This is a genomic window from Streptomyces sp. NBRC 109706, assembly GCF_000974485.1.
In the GTDB taxonomy this organism is placed as follows: domain Bacteria; phylum Actinomycetota; class Actinomycetes; order Streptomycetales; family Streptomycetaceae; genus Streptomyces.
On sequence record NZ_BBOM01000007.1, the window covers coordinates 733,543 to 748,976 of the forward strand.

General features: G+C 72.7%; 12 protein-coding genes. 8 read left to right on the forward strand and 4 right to left on the reverse strand.

The features are described from left to right. Positions 1–1,515, reverse strand: coding sequence for a cell wall metabolism sensor histidine kinase WalK (locus AOM46_RS17180; protein ID WP_062212826.1), 1,515 nt, complete (start codon positions 1,513–1,515; stop codon positions 1–3). Next, positions 1,508–2,185 carry a response regulator transcription factor gene (locus tag AOM46_RS17185; protein ID WP_062212364.1) on the reverse strand — a complete coding sequence of 226 codons (678 nt, stop codon included), beginning with the start codon at positions 2,183–2,185 and terminating at the stop codon, positions 1,508–1,510. Before AOM46_RS17185 ends, AOM46_RS17180 begins: the two co-directional genes overlap by 8 nt. Before the next feature lie 129 nt (positions 2,186–2,314). On the opposite strand from AOM46_RS17185, the gene AOM46_RS17190 reads away from it, so the two are divergent. Next, positions 2,315–3,052 carry a PepSY domain-containing protein gene (locus tag AOM46_RS17190; RefSeq protein WP_062212366.1) on the forward strand — a complete coding sequence of 246 codons (738 nt, stop codon included), beginning with the start codon at positions 2,315–2,317 and terminating at the stop codon, positions 3,050–3,052. A 63-nt stretch (positions 3,053–3,115) separates the two neighbouring features. On the opposite strand, the gene meaB is transcribed toward AOM46_RS17190, so the two are convergent. Both meaB and AOM46_RS17200 read right to left on the reverse strand, forming a co-directional pair. Further along, positions 3,116–4,093, reverse strand: coding sequence for a methylmalonyl Co-A mutase-associated GTPase MeaB (gene meaB, locus AOM46_RS17195; RefSeq protein WP_062212368.1), 978 nt, complete (start codon positions 4,091–4,093; stop codon positions 3,116–3,118). Then, positions 4,086–5,267 carry an acetyl-CoA C-acetyltransferase gene (locus AOM46_RS17200; protein ID WP_062212371.1) on the reverse strand — a complete coding sequence of 394 codons (1,182 nt, stop codon included), beginning with the start codon at positions 5,265–5,267 and terminating at the stop codon, positions 4,086–4,088. Before AOM46_RS17200 ends, meaB begins: the two co-directional genes overlap by 8 nt. A gap of 202 nt (positions 5,268–5,469) precedes the next feature. Here AOM46_RS17200 and mce point away from each other — a divergent pair, with 202 nt between their 5' ends. The 7 genes from mce to AOM46_RS17235 all read left to right on the forward strand — a co-directional run bounded on the left by mce (position 5,470) and on the right by AOM46_RS17235 (position 15,430). Then, a complete protein-coding gene (gene mce / locus AOM46_RS17205) occupies positions 5,470–5,970 on the forward strand; it encodes a methylmalonyl-CoA epimerase (protein ID WP_062212374.1) in 501 nt (166 codons plus the stop codon). 128 nt (positions 5,971–6,098) lie between these two features. Then, complete coding sequence (locus tag AOM46_RS17210) at positions 6,099–9,425, forward strand: hypothetical protein (RefSeq protein WP_062212377.1); 3,327 nt, start codon at positions 6,099–6,101, stop codon at positions 9,423–9,425. A gap of 213 nt (positions 9,426–9,638) precedes the next feature. Then, entirely contained in the window at positions 9,639–10,586 is a 948-nt protein-coding gene (locus AOM46_RS17215) for a hypothetical protein (protein ID WP_062212380.1), read from the forward strand. A 94-nt stretch (positions 10,587–10,680) separates the two neighbouring features. Then, the gene (locus tag AOM46_RS17220) at positions 10,681–11,613 is read left to right on the forward strand and encodes an ABC transporter ATP-binding protein (protein WP_062212384.1); all 933 of its coding nucleotides are present in this window, start codon (positions 10,681–10,683) and stop codon (positions 11,611–11,613) included. A 3-nt stretch (positions 11,614–11,616) separates the two neighbouring features. Beyond that, positions 11,617–12,384: an ABC transporter permease gene (locus AOM46_RS17225; protein ID WP_062212386.1), complete on the forward strand. Its 768-nt coding sequence runs from the start codon at positions 11,617–11,619 to the stop codon at positions 12,382–12,384. Between the two features lie 881 nt (positions 12,385–13,265). Then, on the forward strand, positions 13,266–14,432 hold the full coding sequence (locus tag AOM46_RS17230) for an ABC transporter ATP-binding protein (protein ID WP_062212389.1): 1,167 nt from the start codon (positions 13,266–13,268) through the stop codon (positions 14,430–14,432). Further along, complete coding sequence (locus AOM46_RS17235; protein ID WP_234313817.1) at positions 14,429–15,430, forward strand: ABC transporter permease; 1,002 nt, start codon at positions 14,429–14,431, stop codon at positions 15,428–15,430. Before AOM46_RS17230 ends, AOM46_RS17235 begins: the two co-directional genes overlap by 4 nt. Positions 15,431–15,434: the final 4 nt, after the last annotated feature.

Genomic DNA, 15,434 nt, shown 5'->3' on the forward strand with positions numbered 1-15,434 from the left:
CTAGGCGATGCCGCGGGGCGCGGCCCGCGGATCGTTCTCGTCCGGGGCGATCGGGAGGCGGAGCGTGAAGAGGGCGCCGCCCTCCGGGGCCCGGCCGACCTCCAGGGTGCCGCCATGGCGGAGCGCCACGTCCCTGGCGATGGCCAGGCCGAGGCCGGCCCCGCCGTCGTCCCGGCTGCGGGCGTCGTCCAGCCGGACAAAGCGCTCGAAGATCCGCTCGCGGTCCGCCTCCGGCACCCCGTCGCCGTCGTCGGCGACCGCCAACTCGGCCCAGCCGGCGGCCTCCCGCAGCAAGACCCGCACCCGGCCGGCCGCGTGCCGCTGCCCGTTGTCCAGCAGGTTGCCCAGCACCCGCGCGAGCTGTCCGCGCGAACCGCGCACCGTGACATCGGCCAACTCGTCGATCGCCACCGGATGGCGGTCCCCGTGCCGTTCGTCCACCTCCGCCCGCACCAGCCGCGCCAGTCGCACCGAACCGGCCAGCGGCCGCTCCCCCGCGTCCAGCCGCGCCAGCAGCAGCAGATCGGCGGCGAGCACCTGCAGCCGCACGGTGTCCTGCACGGCGCCCGGCACATCCAACAGCTCGGGATGCGCGGCGCCCACCTCCAGCTGGGTACGGAGCGAGGCGATGGGGCTGCGCAGCTCGTGCGAGGCGTCCGCGACAAAGCGGCGCTGCCGCTCGACGGAGGACTCCAACGCGGCCAGGGTCTCGTTGGTGGTCCTGGCCAGCCGGCCCACCTCGTCCCGCGCGGTCGGCTCCGGCACCCGCCGGGAAAGGTCCTCGGAGCGGGTGATCTCGGCCATGCCCCGGCGGATGCCCTCCACCGGGCGCAGCGCGCGGCGGGTGACCAGCCAGGTGACGCCCGCCACCACGGCCAGCAGCGCCGGCACCCCCACCAGCATCGAGGTCCGCACGCTGTCGATCGCGGCCCGTTCGATATCGAGCGGGGCGCCGGCGTAGACGATCAGATCCTCGTCCCAGGGGGTGTTCACCTCGACCACGGCGAAGCGGTACTCGCCGGCCTCGCCGTCGATCACCGCGCTGCCGGTGACCGTGCCGATCTCGTCGTCCAGCTCGCCGGGTCCTGGCAGCCCCTCGTCGTCACGGGTCTCGTCGACGTCCCCCGGGTCGTCGTCATCGTCATCGTCGCCGTCGTCATCACCGTCGTCGGCGCGGCGTTCGTCCTGTTCGGTGGAGCCGCGTGGCGGGGCGTCGGGGGTGACCCGGGCGACGCCGGTGCCGGTGATCTCCTCAAGACCGTCGCTGACCTGGTGGACCAACCCCTCGCGGTCCACCACCTGGACCGGGTTGCCGTCGTCGAGATCCAGCTCGTCCGGCGGCCGGCCGGTGGCCAGCTGGGCCGCCACATCACGCCCCGTGACCTCGGCCTGGAGATCGACCTGCTCCTCCAGATTGCTCCGCAGCAGCCACAGCAGCAGCAGGCCGGCCGCCACCAGCGCCACCGCGACCACGGCCGTGGCGCCCAGCGTGGCCCGCGCCCGGACGCTACCCAGCACGCCGACCACCGCCGGCCTCCAGCCGGTAGCCGGCGCCGCGCACGGTGACGATCAGCCCGGGGCCCAACTTGCGGCGCAGCGCGCTGACATAGACCTCGACGATATTGGGATCGCCCTGGTAGGCGAAGTCCCACCCGTGCTCCAGGATCTCCGCCTTGGACACCACCTCGCCGGCCCGGCCGGCCAGCCGCTCCAGCACGGTGAACTCCTTGGCGGTCAACGGGATCTCACGTTCCCCCCTGGTCACCCGCCGGGTGGACCGGTCGACCACCAGATCGCCGACCCTCAGCTCGGGCGCCGCGCCCCGCCCGCGCCGGCGCAGCAGCGCGCGCACCCGGGCGACCAGCACCACATAGGAGAACGGCTTGGTCAGATAGTCGTCGGCGCCGGTGTCAAGGCCCTCCGCCTCGTCGTACTCGCCGTCCTTGGCGGTGAGCATCAGGATCGGCGTCTCGTCCCCGGCGGCGCGCAGCGCGGCACAGACCCGGTAGCCGTTCATGCCGGGCAGCATGATGTCCAGCACAATGAGGTCGTAGGAGCCCTCGGTGGCCTGATGCAACCCGTCGGTGCCGGTATGCACCACGTCGACGGCGAAGCCCTCGGCCCGCAGCCCCTGGGCCAGCGATCTCGCCAGCCGCTTCTCGTCCTCGACTATCAACACGCGCACGCGCCCAGCTTGGCAAACGAATGCTGAAGAAGTCTTCAGGTGCCTTCAGCTCGGCTTCAGCAAGGATGCGACACGGTGTGACCCGTTGGCATCGAGACCAACCATCGAACGAAGCTCGGGGAGGACCTCATGAAGCGCAACATGATCGTCGCGATGGCGGCAGCGGGCGCCGTGATCGCCGGTGGCACGCTGGCGGGCGTCGCGCTCGGCGCGGGCGGTGACGACAAGGCGAGGACGGAGTCGGCGGCGCTCAGCGGCACCAGCGTCTCGCTCCGCGACGGGGGGACGGCGGCCGGCGCGGGCGACGACGACCGGGACGACGAGAGCGCCGATACGCCTCTGGTGCAGGACGAGGACTCGGCGGCGCAGCGCGCCGTGGTGACCGCGCTGGCCGAGGCGCCGGGAGTGGTCACCGAGATCGACCTGGAGCGGGACGACGACGACCCGCGCGGCTGGGAGATCGAGATCTACGGCGAGGGCGAGCGCTGGCACCGGGTGCTGGTCAGCGAGGACGGCACGGAGATCCTGGCCAGCCGCGAGGGCCGGTCGGACGACGACGATGACGACGACGACCTCGCGGACGCGCGCAGCCTGCTGGCCGCCGAGACCAGCACGGACGCCCTGGCGGCCGTCGCGATCGCCGAGGCCCACACCGGGGCGCAGCTCCGCGAGGCGGATGTGGACGACGGCCGCTGGGAGCTGGAACTGCGCGGCGAGGACGGCACCGAGTACGAGATCGAGATCAGCCTGCAGAGCGGCGAGATCGTCGCCCAGGAGTCGGAACGCGACGACGACGATGACGACGACCACCGGGACGACGACCGGGATGACGACAACGGTCGGGACGACGACCACGACGACGCCTGACGCCCGGCCCCGCCGGGGCGCTCCCGCCCACCCGTCCCCCTTCTCGGGGCGGGTGGGCGGCAGTCATTCGGGGGTCGACAGCTCCTCGACGAGGAGGTCGGCCGCGCCGTAGGGGTCGAGTTCGCCGGACTGGACGCGGGCGGCCAGGGCCGCGAGATGGTGGTCGCCGCGGATGGCGTCCATGCGGGCCCTGAGGGCGGTCAGCGCGATGGTCTCGATCTCGCGGGCGGCCCGGCGACGGCGGCGTTCGACGATCGCGCCGTGCTCGTGCTGCCAGGCGGCGTGCTTCTCCAACGCGGCCACCAGCTCGTCCACCCCCTCGCCGCGCGCAGCGACCGTGCGCAGGATGGCGGGCCGCCAGTCGCCGGGGGCGCGCGGGGCGCCCAGGCCGAGCATGTGCTGCAGCTCGCGGACTGTGGTGCCGGCGCCGTCCCGGTCGGCCTTGTTGACGACGAAGACATCGCCGACCTCCAGGATGCCGGCCTTGGCGGCCTGCACCCCGTCCCCCATCCCGGGGGCCAACAGCACCACCGTGGTGTCCGCCTGGGCGGCGATATCGACCTCGGACTGGCCGACGCCGACCGTCTCGATCAGGATGACGTCGCAGCCGGCGGCGTCCAGCACCCTGACCGCCTGGGGGGCCGCCCAGGCCAGCCCGCCCAGCTGGCCCCTGGTGGCCATGGACCGGACATAGACGCCGGGGTCCAGCGCGTGCTCGTTCATCCGGACCCGGTCGCCCAGCAGGGCGCCGCCGGAGAACGGCGACGAGGGGTCGACGGCCAGCACCCCGACCCGCAGGCCGGCCCGGCGGTAGGCGGCGACCAGCGCCGAGGTGCAGGTGGACTTGCCCACGCCGGGCGATCCGGTCAGCCCGATCACCCGGGCCCGGCCGGCGTGCGGGGCCAACTCGGCCATGATCTCCCGCAGTCGGGGCGAGGCGTTCTCCACCAGGGAGATCAGCCTGGCCACCGCCCTGGGCTCGCCGCGCCTGGCCGCCGCCAGCAGCGCCGGAACGTCCCCGGCCGGCCGCCCCTCAGCCACGCGGCGCGCTCAGCAGCAGGGCGTCGCCCTGGCCGCCCCCGCCGCAGAGCGCGGCGGCCCCGGTGCCGCCGCCCCGGCGGCGCAGCTCGTGCGCGAGATGCAGCGCCAGCCGGGCCCCCGACATGCCGATGGGGTGGCCGAGCGCGATGGCGCCACCATTTGGGTTCACTCGTTCGTGGGAAACGCCAAGGTCCTTCATTGACTGCACGACGACGGCGGCGAACGCCTCGTTGATCTCGATCACATCAAGATCGTCGACCGTCAGTCCCGCCTTCCCCAACGCGTGCTGGATGGCGCGGGACGGCTGCGACTGGAGGGAGTTGTCCGGGCCGGCGACATTGCCGTGGGCGCCAATCTCGACCAGCCAGTCGAGGCCGAGCGCCTCGGCGCGGGAGCGCTCCATGACCACCACGGCGGCCGCGCCGTCCGAGATCTGCGAGGACGAGCCCGCCGTGATGGTGCCCTCGCCGGCGCCGCCGAAGGCGGGCCGCAGCCGGGCCAGGGTCTCCTCCGTGGTGTCGGGACGGATGCCCTCGTCCGCCTCGACGACCAGCGGGTCGCCCTTGCGGGTGGGGAGCGTCACCGGGGTGATCTCCGCGTCGAAGACGCCGTTCTTCCGCGCCTCGGCCGCCCGCTGGTGGGAGGCGGCGGCGACCGCGTCCTGTTCGGCCCTGGTGATGCCAAGCCGCGTGTTGTGCTTCTCCGTGGACTCGCCCATGGCGATGCCCTCGAACGGGTCGGTCAGCCCGTCGTGCGCCATCGCGTCCAGCATCTGCACCGCGCCGTACTTGACGCCGCGCCGGCCGCTGGGCAGCAGATGGGGCGCGTTGCTCATGGACTCCTGGCCGCCGGCCACCACCACGTCGAACTCGCCTGCCCTGATCAGCTGGTCGGCCAGGGCGATGGCGTCGAGCCCGGAGAGACAGACCTTGTTGATCGTGAGCGCCGGCACCGTCATCGGGATGCCGGCGCCGACGGCGGCCTGGCGGGCGGGGATCTGGCCGGCGCCGGCGGTGAGCACCTGGCCCATGATCACGTACTGCGCCTGCTCGCCGGTGATCCCGGCCCGCTCCAGCGCGGCCCTGATCGCCAGCGCGCCCAGCTCGGCGCCGGTCAGCGGGGCCAGCGAGCCGAGCAGCCGGCCCATCGGGGTGCGCGCCCCCGCGACGATCACCGAACGGCGTGCTGGGGAAACCGTCATCATGCACTCCTCGCGAGGGGAACGACCGGCGCCGGGTCGGAACAGCGGCCGGGCGACCAGGCTAGTAAACGACTGTTCACATCAATCTACCCAGGCCCCGTCGACCGGTCATCGGTGCGTACCTGTGACCGTGCGCACGTTGCGCTCGCACCCCCAATGCCGGTGGACTTGGGGCATGTTGACGCGCATCGATCACATCGGGATCGCCTGCTTCGATCTCGACGCCACCGTCGAGTTCTACCGGGCCACCTACGGCTTCGAAGTACACCACTCCGAGGTCAACGAGGAGCAGGGCGTCCGCGAGGCCATGATCCGGATCAACGGCACCGACGACGGCGGCGCCTCCTGGCTCCAGCTGCTCCAGCCGATCAGGGAGGACTCCCCCGTCGGCAAGTGGATGGCGAAGAACGGCGAGGGTGTGCACCACATCGCGTTCGGCACGGCCGACGTGGACGGCGACTCCGAGGCCATCAGGGACAAGGGCGTGCGGGTCCTCTACGAACAGCCCAGGCGCGGCTCGATGGACTCCCGCATCACGTTCCTGCACCCGAAGGACTGCCATGGCGTGCTCACCGAGTTGGTGACCGCGGCCGGTACCGACGGAAACCCCGGAAACCCCGACACCGTGGGAACCGTGGGAACCGTGGGAAGCACAGAGGACCCGGACGCCCACTGACGCCAGCCGCCCCGGCCGGTAGAGTGGCCCAGCCGGGGCTTTGGGGGCTTTTCCTCGTCCCGTGTTCGGCCGATGAGCCGACGACCGGATCAGCTTGACCACGACCAGGGGACAGATGGGACCGCAGGGTGCGGGGCTACGACGCCTACCAGGCTGACGACCACCTCTCGCGATTCGAAGCCGAGATGGAGCGGCTGAAGAAGGAGCGGGACAAGGCGGTCGACCACGCCGACGACCTCGGCTACCAGGTCGAGGTGCTGCGCGCCAAACTGCACGAGGTTCGCAGGATGCTCGCCGTGCGCCCGGTCTACGGCGATCCGTCCTCGCATGCCGAGCAGTTGCTGCGCTCCGCCCAGCACCAGGCCGACCAACTCCGCGCCGACGCCGAGCGCGAGCTGCGCGAGGCGCGCGCCCGGAGCCAGCGCGTGCTCCAGGAACAGTCGGAGCAGCGGTCCCGGATGGAGGCCGAGCTGCACGCCGAGGCCGTCGGCCGCCGGCAGCGGCTGGACGAGGAGCTGGCGCAGCGGCGTTCCACCGTCGAGGCCCATGTCAACGAGAACGTCGCCTGGGCCGAGCAGCTGCGGGCGCGCAGCGAGTCCCAGGCCAGGCGCCTGATCGAGGAGACCAGGGCCGAGGCCGAGCGCACCGTCAGCCAGGCCAGGGCCGAGGCGGCCCGGCTCACCGACGAGGCGCGGCAGCGGCTGGCGATCGACGCCGAGGCCGCCAGGGCCGAGGCCGAGGAGCTGCTGCGCCGGGCCCGCACCGACGCCGAGCGGATGCTGTCCGCCGCCTCCAGCCAGGCCGAGGAGGCCACCGAGCACGCCGAGCGGCTGCGCAGCACCACCGCCCAGGAGACGGAGAGCGGTCGACGGGAGGCCGCCGCGCTGGTCCGCAAGGCGGAGGAGCGGGCCGGCGAGGCGGAGAGCGCGCTGCGGTCGGCCCGCGAGGAGGCCGAACGGCTGCGCCGGGAGGCCGAGGAGGAGGCCGAACGGCGCCGTTCCGACGCCGAGTCGGAGTACGAGCAGCGCACCGCGACCGCCAAGGCCGAGGTCGCGCGGATGGTCAGCGAGGCCACCGCCGACGCCGAGCGCCGCAGGACCGAGGCGCAGAACGCGCTGGACGAGGCCAGGGCGCGGGCCGAGCAGATCGCCGCCGAGGCCGGCGAGGAGGCCAGGTCCCGCTCGGCCGAGGAGTACGCGGCGCAGCTCGCCGAGGCCGCGCGCACCGCCGAGGAGGTGCTCAACAAGGCGTCGGCCGAGGCGAAGTCGACCACCAGGGCCGCCACCGAGGAGGCCGAACGGCTCCGCGCCGAGGCCGAGGCGGAGGCCGACCGGCTGCGCGCCGAGGCGCACGAGACGGCCGAACAACTGCGGGGCGCCGCCCAGGACGACACCGAGGAGTACCGCGCCAAGACCGTCGAACTGCAGGAGGAGGCACGCCGACTGCGCGGCGAGGCCGAGCAACTGCGCGCCGAGGCGGTCGAGGAGGGCGAGCGGATCAGGACGGAGGCCCGCCGGGAGACCGTCTCGCAGATCGAGCAGGCCGCCGCCTCCGCCGAGGAGCTGCTGGCGCAGGCCAAGTCCGACGCCGAGGAGACCCGTTCGGCGGCCACGGCGGAGAGCGAACGCGTCCGCACCGAGGCCATCGAGCGCGCCACCACCCTGCGCAACCAGGCCGAGCAGGCGCTGAAGCGGGCGGCCGGCGAGGCCGAGCGACTGCGCGCGGAGGCCGCCGAGCACGCCGAGCGGGTCCTGGGCGAGGCCAAGGAGGCCGCGGCCCGGCTGCGCGAGGAGGCCAAGGAGGCGGGCCGCGCCGAACGCGAGGCCGCCAGCGCCGAGTTGACGCGGCTGCGCGAGGAGGCCGGCCAGCGTCTGACGGCGGCCGAGGCCGAGCTGACGCAGGCCAGGGCCGAGGCGGAACGGCTGCGCGCCGAGGCGCACGAGGCCGCCGAGCAGGTGCGCGCCGAGGCCGCCGAGCGGATCAGGACGCTCACCGAGCAGTCCGAGCAGTCCGCCGACACGCTGCGCCAGGAGGCCGCCGCCGACGCGGCGCGGGCGCGCGCCGAGGCCGAGGAGCTGGCCGTCCGGCTGCGCGGCGAGGCGCTGACCGAGGCCGACCGGCTGCGCGAGGAGGCCGCCTCGGCGGCCGACCGGGTGCGCGCCGACGCCGCCTCGGCGGCCGAGCGCACCGCCGGCGAGGCCGCCGAGGCGTTGGGCGCCGCGCAGGAGGAGGCGGCGCGGCTGCGCGCCAAGGGCGACAGCTTCCTGGCCGAGGCCAGGGACGAGGCGCACCGGGAGCGGGCCCAGGCGCACGAGCAGAGCGAGGAGTTGCTGGCCTCGGCGCGGACCCGGCTCGACGAGGCGGAGCGCCGCGCGGAGACGCTGGTCTCGGCCGCCGAGCACAAGGCCCAGCAGGTGCGGGACTCGGTCGCCGGGCTGCGCGAGGAGGCCGAGGCGGAGATCGCCACGCACCGCGAGGAGGCCGAGCGGGCCGCCGCGCGGGTGCTGCGGGAGTCGGCGGAGGAGAAGGAGGCCGCCGCCGCGCTGGCCGAGCGGACCGTCCGGGAGGCCATCGAGGAGGCCGAGTCCACCAGGAGCGGGGCCGCCGCCGAGGCCGAGCGGGTCAGGGCCGAGATCGAGGCGCTGCGGGAGCGCGCGCTGGCCGACGCCGCGCGCCGGCGCACCGAGGCGGCCGCGCAGGCCGACGCGTTGGTGGCGAAGGCCAGGGACGAGGCGCGGAAGGTCACGGCCCAGGCCGAGGAGCACGCGGACGGCATGGTGGCCGCCGCGCGCGGGGAGTCGGCGCGGCTGTTGGAGTCGGCCAAGGTCTCGGGCAGCGAGTTGGTGGAGCGGTCGAGGAAGGACGCCAACACCCTGCTGGACGAGGCCCGTCGGGACGCCGCCGCGATCCGGGAGCGCGCCGAGGAGCTGCGCCGGCGGATCGAGGGCGAGGTGGAGGAACTGCACGACCGGGCGCGGCGGGAGTCCGCCGAGCAGGCCAGGGCGGCGGGCGAGCGCGTCGACAAGCTGATGCGGGCGGCCGAGGAGCAGCGCGTGGAGGCCCGTGAGGCCGCCGAGAAGTTGTTGGCCGAGGCCAACTCCGAGGCGAGCAAGATCCGGGTCGCCGCGGTGCGGAAGGCGGAGACGCTGCTCAAGGAGACGGAGTTGCAGCGCACGGCGACGCTGGCCGAGGCGCGGGAGGCGCGGGTACAGGCCGAGCGGGAGGCCAAGCGCACCGTGGAGGAGGGCCAGCGGGAGTTGGACCAACTGTCGCGCAGGCGGGAGGACATCAACGCCGAGATCTCGCGTGTGCAGGACGTGTTGGAGGCCCTGGAGTCGTTCGAGGCGCCCAAACCCGCGGGGGCGGGGAAGCCGCCGAAGGGCCAGCCGGGCTCCGTCACCGCGGGCGCCGGCGCCGGCTCAACTCGCACCGGCGGCAAACGCTCTGGCGGCTAGCCACACGTTTGAGCGGAAGCGGCGAACATTCTCCACAGAGTAATGAGATCCGCTCGAAGACACGCCGACTCGCCCCCTAGGATGAAGCCTCCGAGGGCATGGACCCCGTCCGAATCGAAGGCTGATTCACATGCTTAGGAGCCACACCTCGAAGCGCAGAACGCCAAGCCCCGATCCCCTACTCACTCACCCGTCTGAATCGACAGGAACCCCATGAGCGACACTTCCTCTTCCCCATTCGGCTTCGAGCTAGTTCGGCGTGGCTACGACCGCGGGCAGGTGGACGACCGCATCTCCAAGCTCGTCGCGGATCGCGACGGTGCGCTGGCCCGGATCACCTCCCTGGAGAAGCGGATCGAGGAGCTGCACCTCGAAACGCAGAACGCCCAGGCCCAGATCACCGATGCCGAGCCGTCCTACGCCGGTCTTGGTGCCCGCGTCGAGAAGATCCTGCGTCTCGCGGAAGAAGAGGCGAAGGACCTGCGTGAGGAAGCGCGCAGGTCCGCCGAGCAGCACCGGGAGCTGGCCGAGGGCGCGGCCCAGCAGGTGCGCAACGACGCCGAGGCGTACGCGGCCGAGCGCAAGGCGAAGGCCGAGGAGGACGGCGCCCGGATCGTCGAGAAGGCCCAGGGCGACGCCGCGTCCACCCGTGCCGACGCCGAGAAGGACGCGGCGGCCAAGCGCGAGCAGGCCGACGCCCTCTTCGAGGACACCCGGGCCAAGGCCGCGCAGGCGGCCGCGGACTTCGAGACCAACCTGGCCAAGCGCCGCGAGCAGTCCGAGCGGGATCTGGCGTCCCGCCAGGCCAAGGCGGAGAAGCGGCTGGCGGAGATCGAGCACCGCGCCGAGCAGCTGCGTCTCGAAGCCGAGAAGCTGCGCACGGACGCCGAGCGTCGGGCCCGCCAGACGGTGGAGACGGCGCAGCGGCAGGCCGAGGACATCGTGGCCGACGCCAACGCCAAGGCCGACCGGATCCGCAGCGAGTCCGAGCGTGAGCTGGCCGCGCTGACCAACCGCAGGGACAGCATCAACGCCCAGCTGACCAACGTCCGCGAGATGCTGGCCACGCTGACCGGCGCCCAGGTGGCCGCGGCCACGCTGGACACCGACGACGGCGACGACGGTCTCAGCAAGGGCGTGCCCGCGCAGCAGTCCCACTGAATCGTCCCTGGTCGCCGCGACCGGGTCACTCCAATGGGCCGGGGCCCGCCGCCTGAACAGGCGGCGGGCCCTTTCGCGTCCTAGCGTCGGGAACATGATCGAGCTGGCGGGGTTGACCAAGCGGTACGGCCCGAGGACGGCGGTGCGCGACCTCAGCTGTGTGATCCGACCGGGCCAGGTCACCGGCTTCCTCGGCCCGAACGGCGCGGGCAAGTCCACCACCATGCGGATGATCCTCGGCCTGGACCGTCCGACCTCGGGCGAGGCCCGCGTGGAAGGCCGCCCCTACGCCCGGCTGACCGAGCCGCTGACGGTGATCGGCGCGCTGCTGGAGGCCAGGGCGGTCCATCCGGGCCGCACCGCCTACCACCATCTGCAGTGTCTGGCGCAGAGCAACGGCATTCCGGCCCGCCGGATCGGCGCCGTGCTGGATCTGGTCGGTCTGGGCGAAGTGGCCACCAAGCGGCCCCGGGGATTCTCCCTGGGGATGGGCCAACGCCTCGGCATCGCCAGCGCTTTGTTGGGCGACCCACGCATTCTGATCTTCGACGAGCCGGTGAACGGTCTTGACCCCGAGGGCATTCACTGGGTCCGCAATCTCATGCGAAGACTGGCCGCCGACGGCCGCACGGTGTTTGTATCCAGCCATTTGATGAGCGAAATGGCCCTGACCGCTGATCATTTGATCGTGATCGGCCAGGGCGAGCTGTTGGCGGACACCTCGATGGCACGGTTTATCGAGGAGAACGCCCGCTCCTTTACCCGGGTGCGGTCCCCCGAAACAGAGGGGCTGCGCGACCTGTTGGCCGAGGCGGGCCTGGACGCCACCGAGAGCACGGAAGGTACCGCCGGTGCTCTTGAGGTCTCCGGCGACCACACCGCGACCATCGGCGAGCGCGCCGCCGAACGCCGTCTGGTACTGCACGAACTGTCCCATCACCGGGCGTCGTTGGAGGAAGCGTTCATGCGGCTGACCCGGGAGTCCGTCGAATACCAGGCCCGTGGCGCGGGCGGGACGGAGAGCTGAGCCATGTCCCATGCCACCCAGGTGCTCAACTCCGAGTGGACCAAGATCCGCACGGTGCGCTCCACCGGATGGACGCTGGCCAGCGTCCTGGTGGTGACGGTGGGCTTCGGCATGCTGATCAGCGCGCTGATCCGACACGGTTTCGACGATCTCTCCCGCGAGGAGCGGCTCACCTTCGACCCCACCCTGACCAGCTTCGCCGGCCTTACGATCGGCCAGCTGGCGATGATCGCCTTCGGCATCCTGGTGGTGTCCAACGAGTACAGCACGGGGATGATCCGCGCCTCCCTCTCGGCGGTGCCGATCCGCGGCCAACTCCTCACCGCGAAGGTCGCGGTGGCGACGGCCCTGGCTCTGGCGGTCGGCATGGTCACCAGCTTCGCCACCTTTCTGCTCGGCCAGGCGATGCTGGGCGAACACCGCACGGACCTGGGCGCGCCCGGCGTGCTGCGTGCGGTGCTGGGCGCCGGCCTCTATCTGGGGCTGATCGCGCTCTTCGCGATGGGCGTCACCTGGATGCTGCGCAGCCCGCTGCTGTCGTTCGGGGTGCAGATCCCGTTCTTCTTCATGATCTCCAGCATCCTGGCCAACGTGCCGGCGACGGAACGCATCGGCGACTACCTGCCGGACCAGGCGGGTTCCCGCGTGCTGGCGGTGGTGGACAGCGGCGACTGGCCCTACGGCCCCTGGACCGGCCTACTGATCATGCTCGCCTGGGTGGCCGCCGCCCTCCTCGGCGCCTGGTACGTCCTCCGCCACCGCGACGCGTAGCCCTCGCCCCGGGCCGGGGTGAGCAGCCCCCGGACGGGGTGGGGACGGCTCCCGGAGAACGGGCCAGAACCAGCCACCGGATTGCCGGCCCCGGGGCCAGCCCCGGGAAGAACCCCCACCCGGCCGGGCCGCCGGGCCACCGGGCCACCGGGTCGCCGGGTCGCCGGGTCGCCGGGTCGCCGGGCAGGCTCCGGCCGCTTCGCGGTCGACCGCCACACGGCCGGCCCGCTCCCGGCCCGGGGCCGAAACCCGGGACGAGTCCCGCGAACCGACGGGCCACCGCCCGGGCCCCGCCCGCTTCGCGGTCGACCGCCAGGAAACCGAACCGCTCCCGGCCGGGTCCTGCCCCGACATGAACCACCCGGGCCGCGGAGCCACCGCCCGGGCAACGGCCCGGGGGTGATCCACCCACGCCAACGGGCCGGCCGGCCAGGCCCGAACCCGGCAGGAGCCGCACCGCTACCGCACAAGCAACGGTCCGGGGGGTGAGCCACCTGCGCCACCGTCCGGGGCCAGGCCCGCGCCGCTCTGCGGGGCGGTCAACTCCCCCCGCGTCCGGCCGTGTTCCCGCCCGGCCGGCCGGGCACCGTCGGCAACCGGCGGTGGCCCGTTCCCGTCGCACCCCGGAAGACGGCGAACGGGCGCCGGCCCCCGTTCGACCAACACCCCCCGGCCGGGCACCGCGCAGCGGCCCGCCGTCGCGATCCGTACCCCAAAAACCGGACGCCCGCCCGCGGGTGGCCGAGCCCCCGGCAGGGGACCGGTGCGGGGTTGGTACAGGAACTTTGCCTTGGCGTGAGGGCGAGCCGCTAGGGTCTGCGAAACCGGGGCGAGTTGTGGCCGTACCCACGCCCCACCCCAGACGACCAGGGTGACGCACGATGATTGAGGCAATCGGCCTGACGAAGAGCTTCGGCTCGAAGACGGCCGTCTATAACCTGACCTTCCGGGTCCAGCCCGGAAAAGTCACCGGCTTTCTCGGCCCGAACGGCGCCGGAAAGTCCACCACCATGCGGATGATCCTCGGCCTTGACACGCCGAGCAACGGATCGGTCACCATCGGCGGCTACGACTACCGCCAACTGCCCAACGCCCCGCGCCAGGTGGGTGCCCTGCTCGACGCGAACGCCAAGCACGGCGGGCGGAGCGCCCGTTCGCATCTGCTCTGCCTGGCCCAGCTGTCGGGCATTCCGGCGCGCCGGGTGGACGAGGTCATGGACGTGGTCGGCCTCTCGCAGGTCGGTGGGAAGCGTTCCAAGGGCTTCTCGCTCGGCATGGGCCAACGTCTCGGCATCGCGGCGGCGCTGTTGGGGGACCCACAGGTGCTGCTCTTCGACGAGCCGGTCAACGGTCTCGACCCGGAGGGCATCCGTTGGGTGCGTGAGCTGATGCGGCGGCTGGCGAGCGAGGGGCGGACGGTCTTCGTCTCCAGCCATCTGATGAGCGAGATGGCGCAGACCGCCGATCATCTGATCGTGATCGGCCGGGGGCAGTTGATGGCCGACCTGCCGGTGAAGACCTTTATCGAGCAGAACTCGACCAGTTTCGCGCGGGTGCGGGTCCCGGACAACGAGGAAGCGCAACGCGAAGCGTTGACCAGGGCGTTGGGGGAGGCCGGCGGTCAGGTGCTGGCCGAGCCGGAGGGCACGTTGAAGGTGACGGGCCTCGAACTGCCCAGGATCAGCGAGTTGGCGCACCAGGCCGATGTTCGGCTGTGGGAGCTGTCCCCGCACCACGCGTCCCTGGAGGAGGCGTATATGCGGATGACCCAGGGCGCGGTCGACTACCGCTCGACCGTCGACCAGCGGGCCGGGCTGCAGGGCCCGCCGGTCGGCTACGCACAGGGCTACGCCCCGCCGCAGGGGCCGCCGCAGGGCGGGTATCTGGTACCGGAGGCCGTGCCGGCCGGTGGCTATGGCGCGCCGCCGGCGCCCGGTGGTTACGGCGTGCCGCCCGCGCCCGGCGGGTACCAGACGCCGCCGCCCGGACAGGTTCCGCCGCCGCCCGCGCAAGGCCCCGCCCCGTTCAGCCCCAAGGACGCCCGATGAGCTCGACACCTCCCCCGCCCCCGCAGCACGCCCCGCAGCAGCAGCCCACCATGGCGGCCATGCCGGCGCAGACACCGCCGCCCCAGGCACCGCCGCACGCCGTGCCCCAGCAACAGCAACAGCAACAGCAGTACTGGGACGGCAACGCCGGTTACAGCTCGCCGATCCCGGTGGTCACCACGCATCTGGGGCATGCCGTCGCCTCGGAGTGGACCAAGATCAAGACGGTGCGCTCCACGGTGTGGACGCTGGCGCTGACGGTGGTGCTCACCGTCGGCATCGGGTTGATCTTCGCCTCGGCGCTGAGCACCGAGGAGTATGTGGGGATGCCGCTGCTGTCCGGCGGCTTCTTCGGCCTGATGTTCGGCCAGCTCTGCGTGATCACCTTGGGCGTTCTGGTGATCACTTCGGAGTATGGAACGGGCATGATCCGCACCACGTTGACCGCCTGTCCCAAGCGGTCCCGGGTGTTGCTGGCCAAGGCGCTGGTGTTCTTCGCGCTGGCCTTCACGGTCACCCTGGTCTCCACCGGGCTCACCGCGCTGATCCACTCCTCGATGCTGAGCGACCAGGTGGTCCCCAGCTACGACTACGACGACCCGTTCATGGAGGGGTCGATCGAGAACGGGGAGCTGGTGGCGACCAGCGGCCACTGGATGGGGGCCACGGTGGGCGCCGCGCTCTATGTGGCGACGTTGGGGCTGTTGGCCATGGCGGTCGGCGCGTTGCTGCGGCATTCGGCCGGGGCGATCACCACGATGCTGGGCATCGTGCTGGTGCCGCTGATCGCGGCGCTGTTCATGTTCGGGCAGAGTCTGGAGGAGACCAGGGAGAAGCTGATCGAGTACTCCCCGCTCAACGGTCTGGCCTCGTTGTTCCGCATTCCGATAGCCGGCGGCGAAACGGCCACCGGATGGCCGATGTTGGGCCTGTTGGCCGCCGTGACCCTGGCGGCGATGATCGGCGCGATGGCCAGGTTGACCACTTCGGACGTCTGATGAC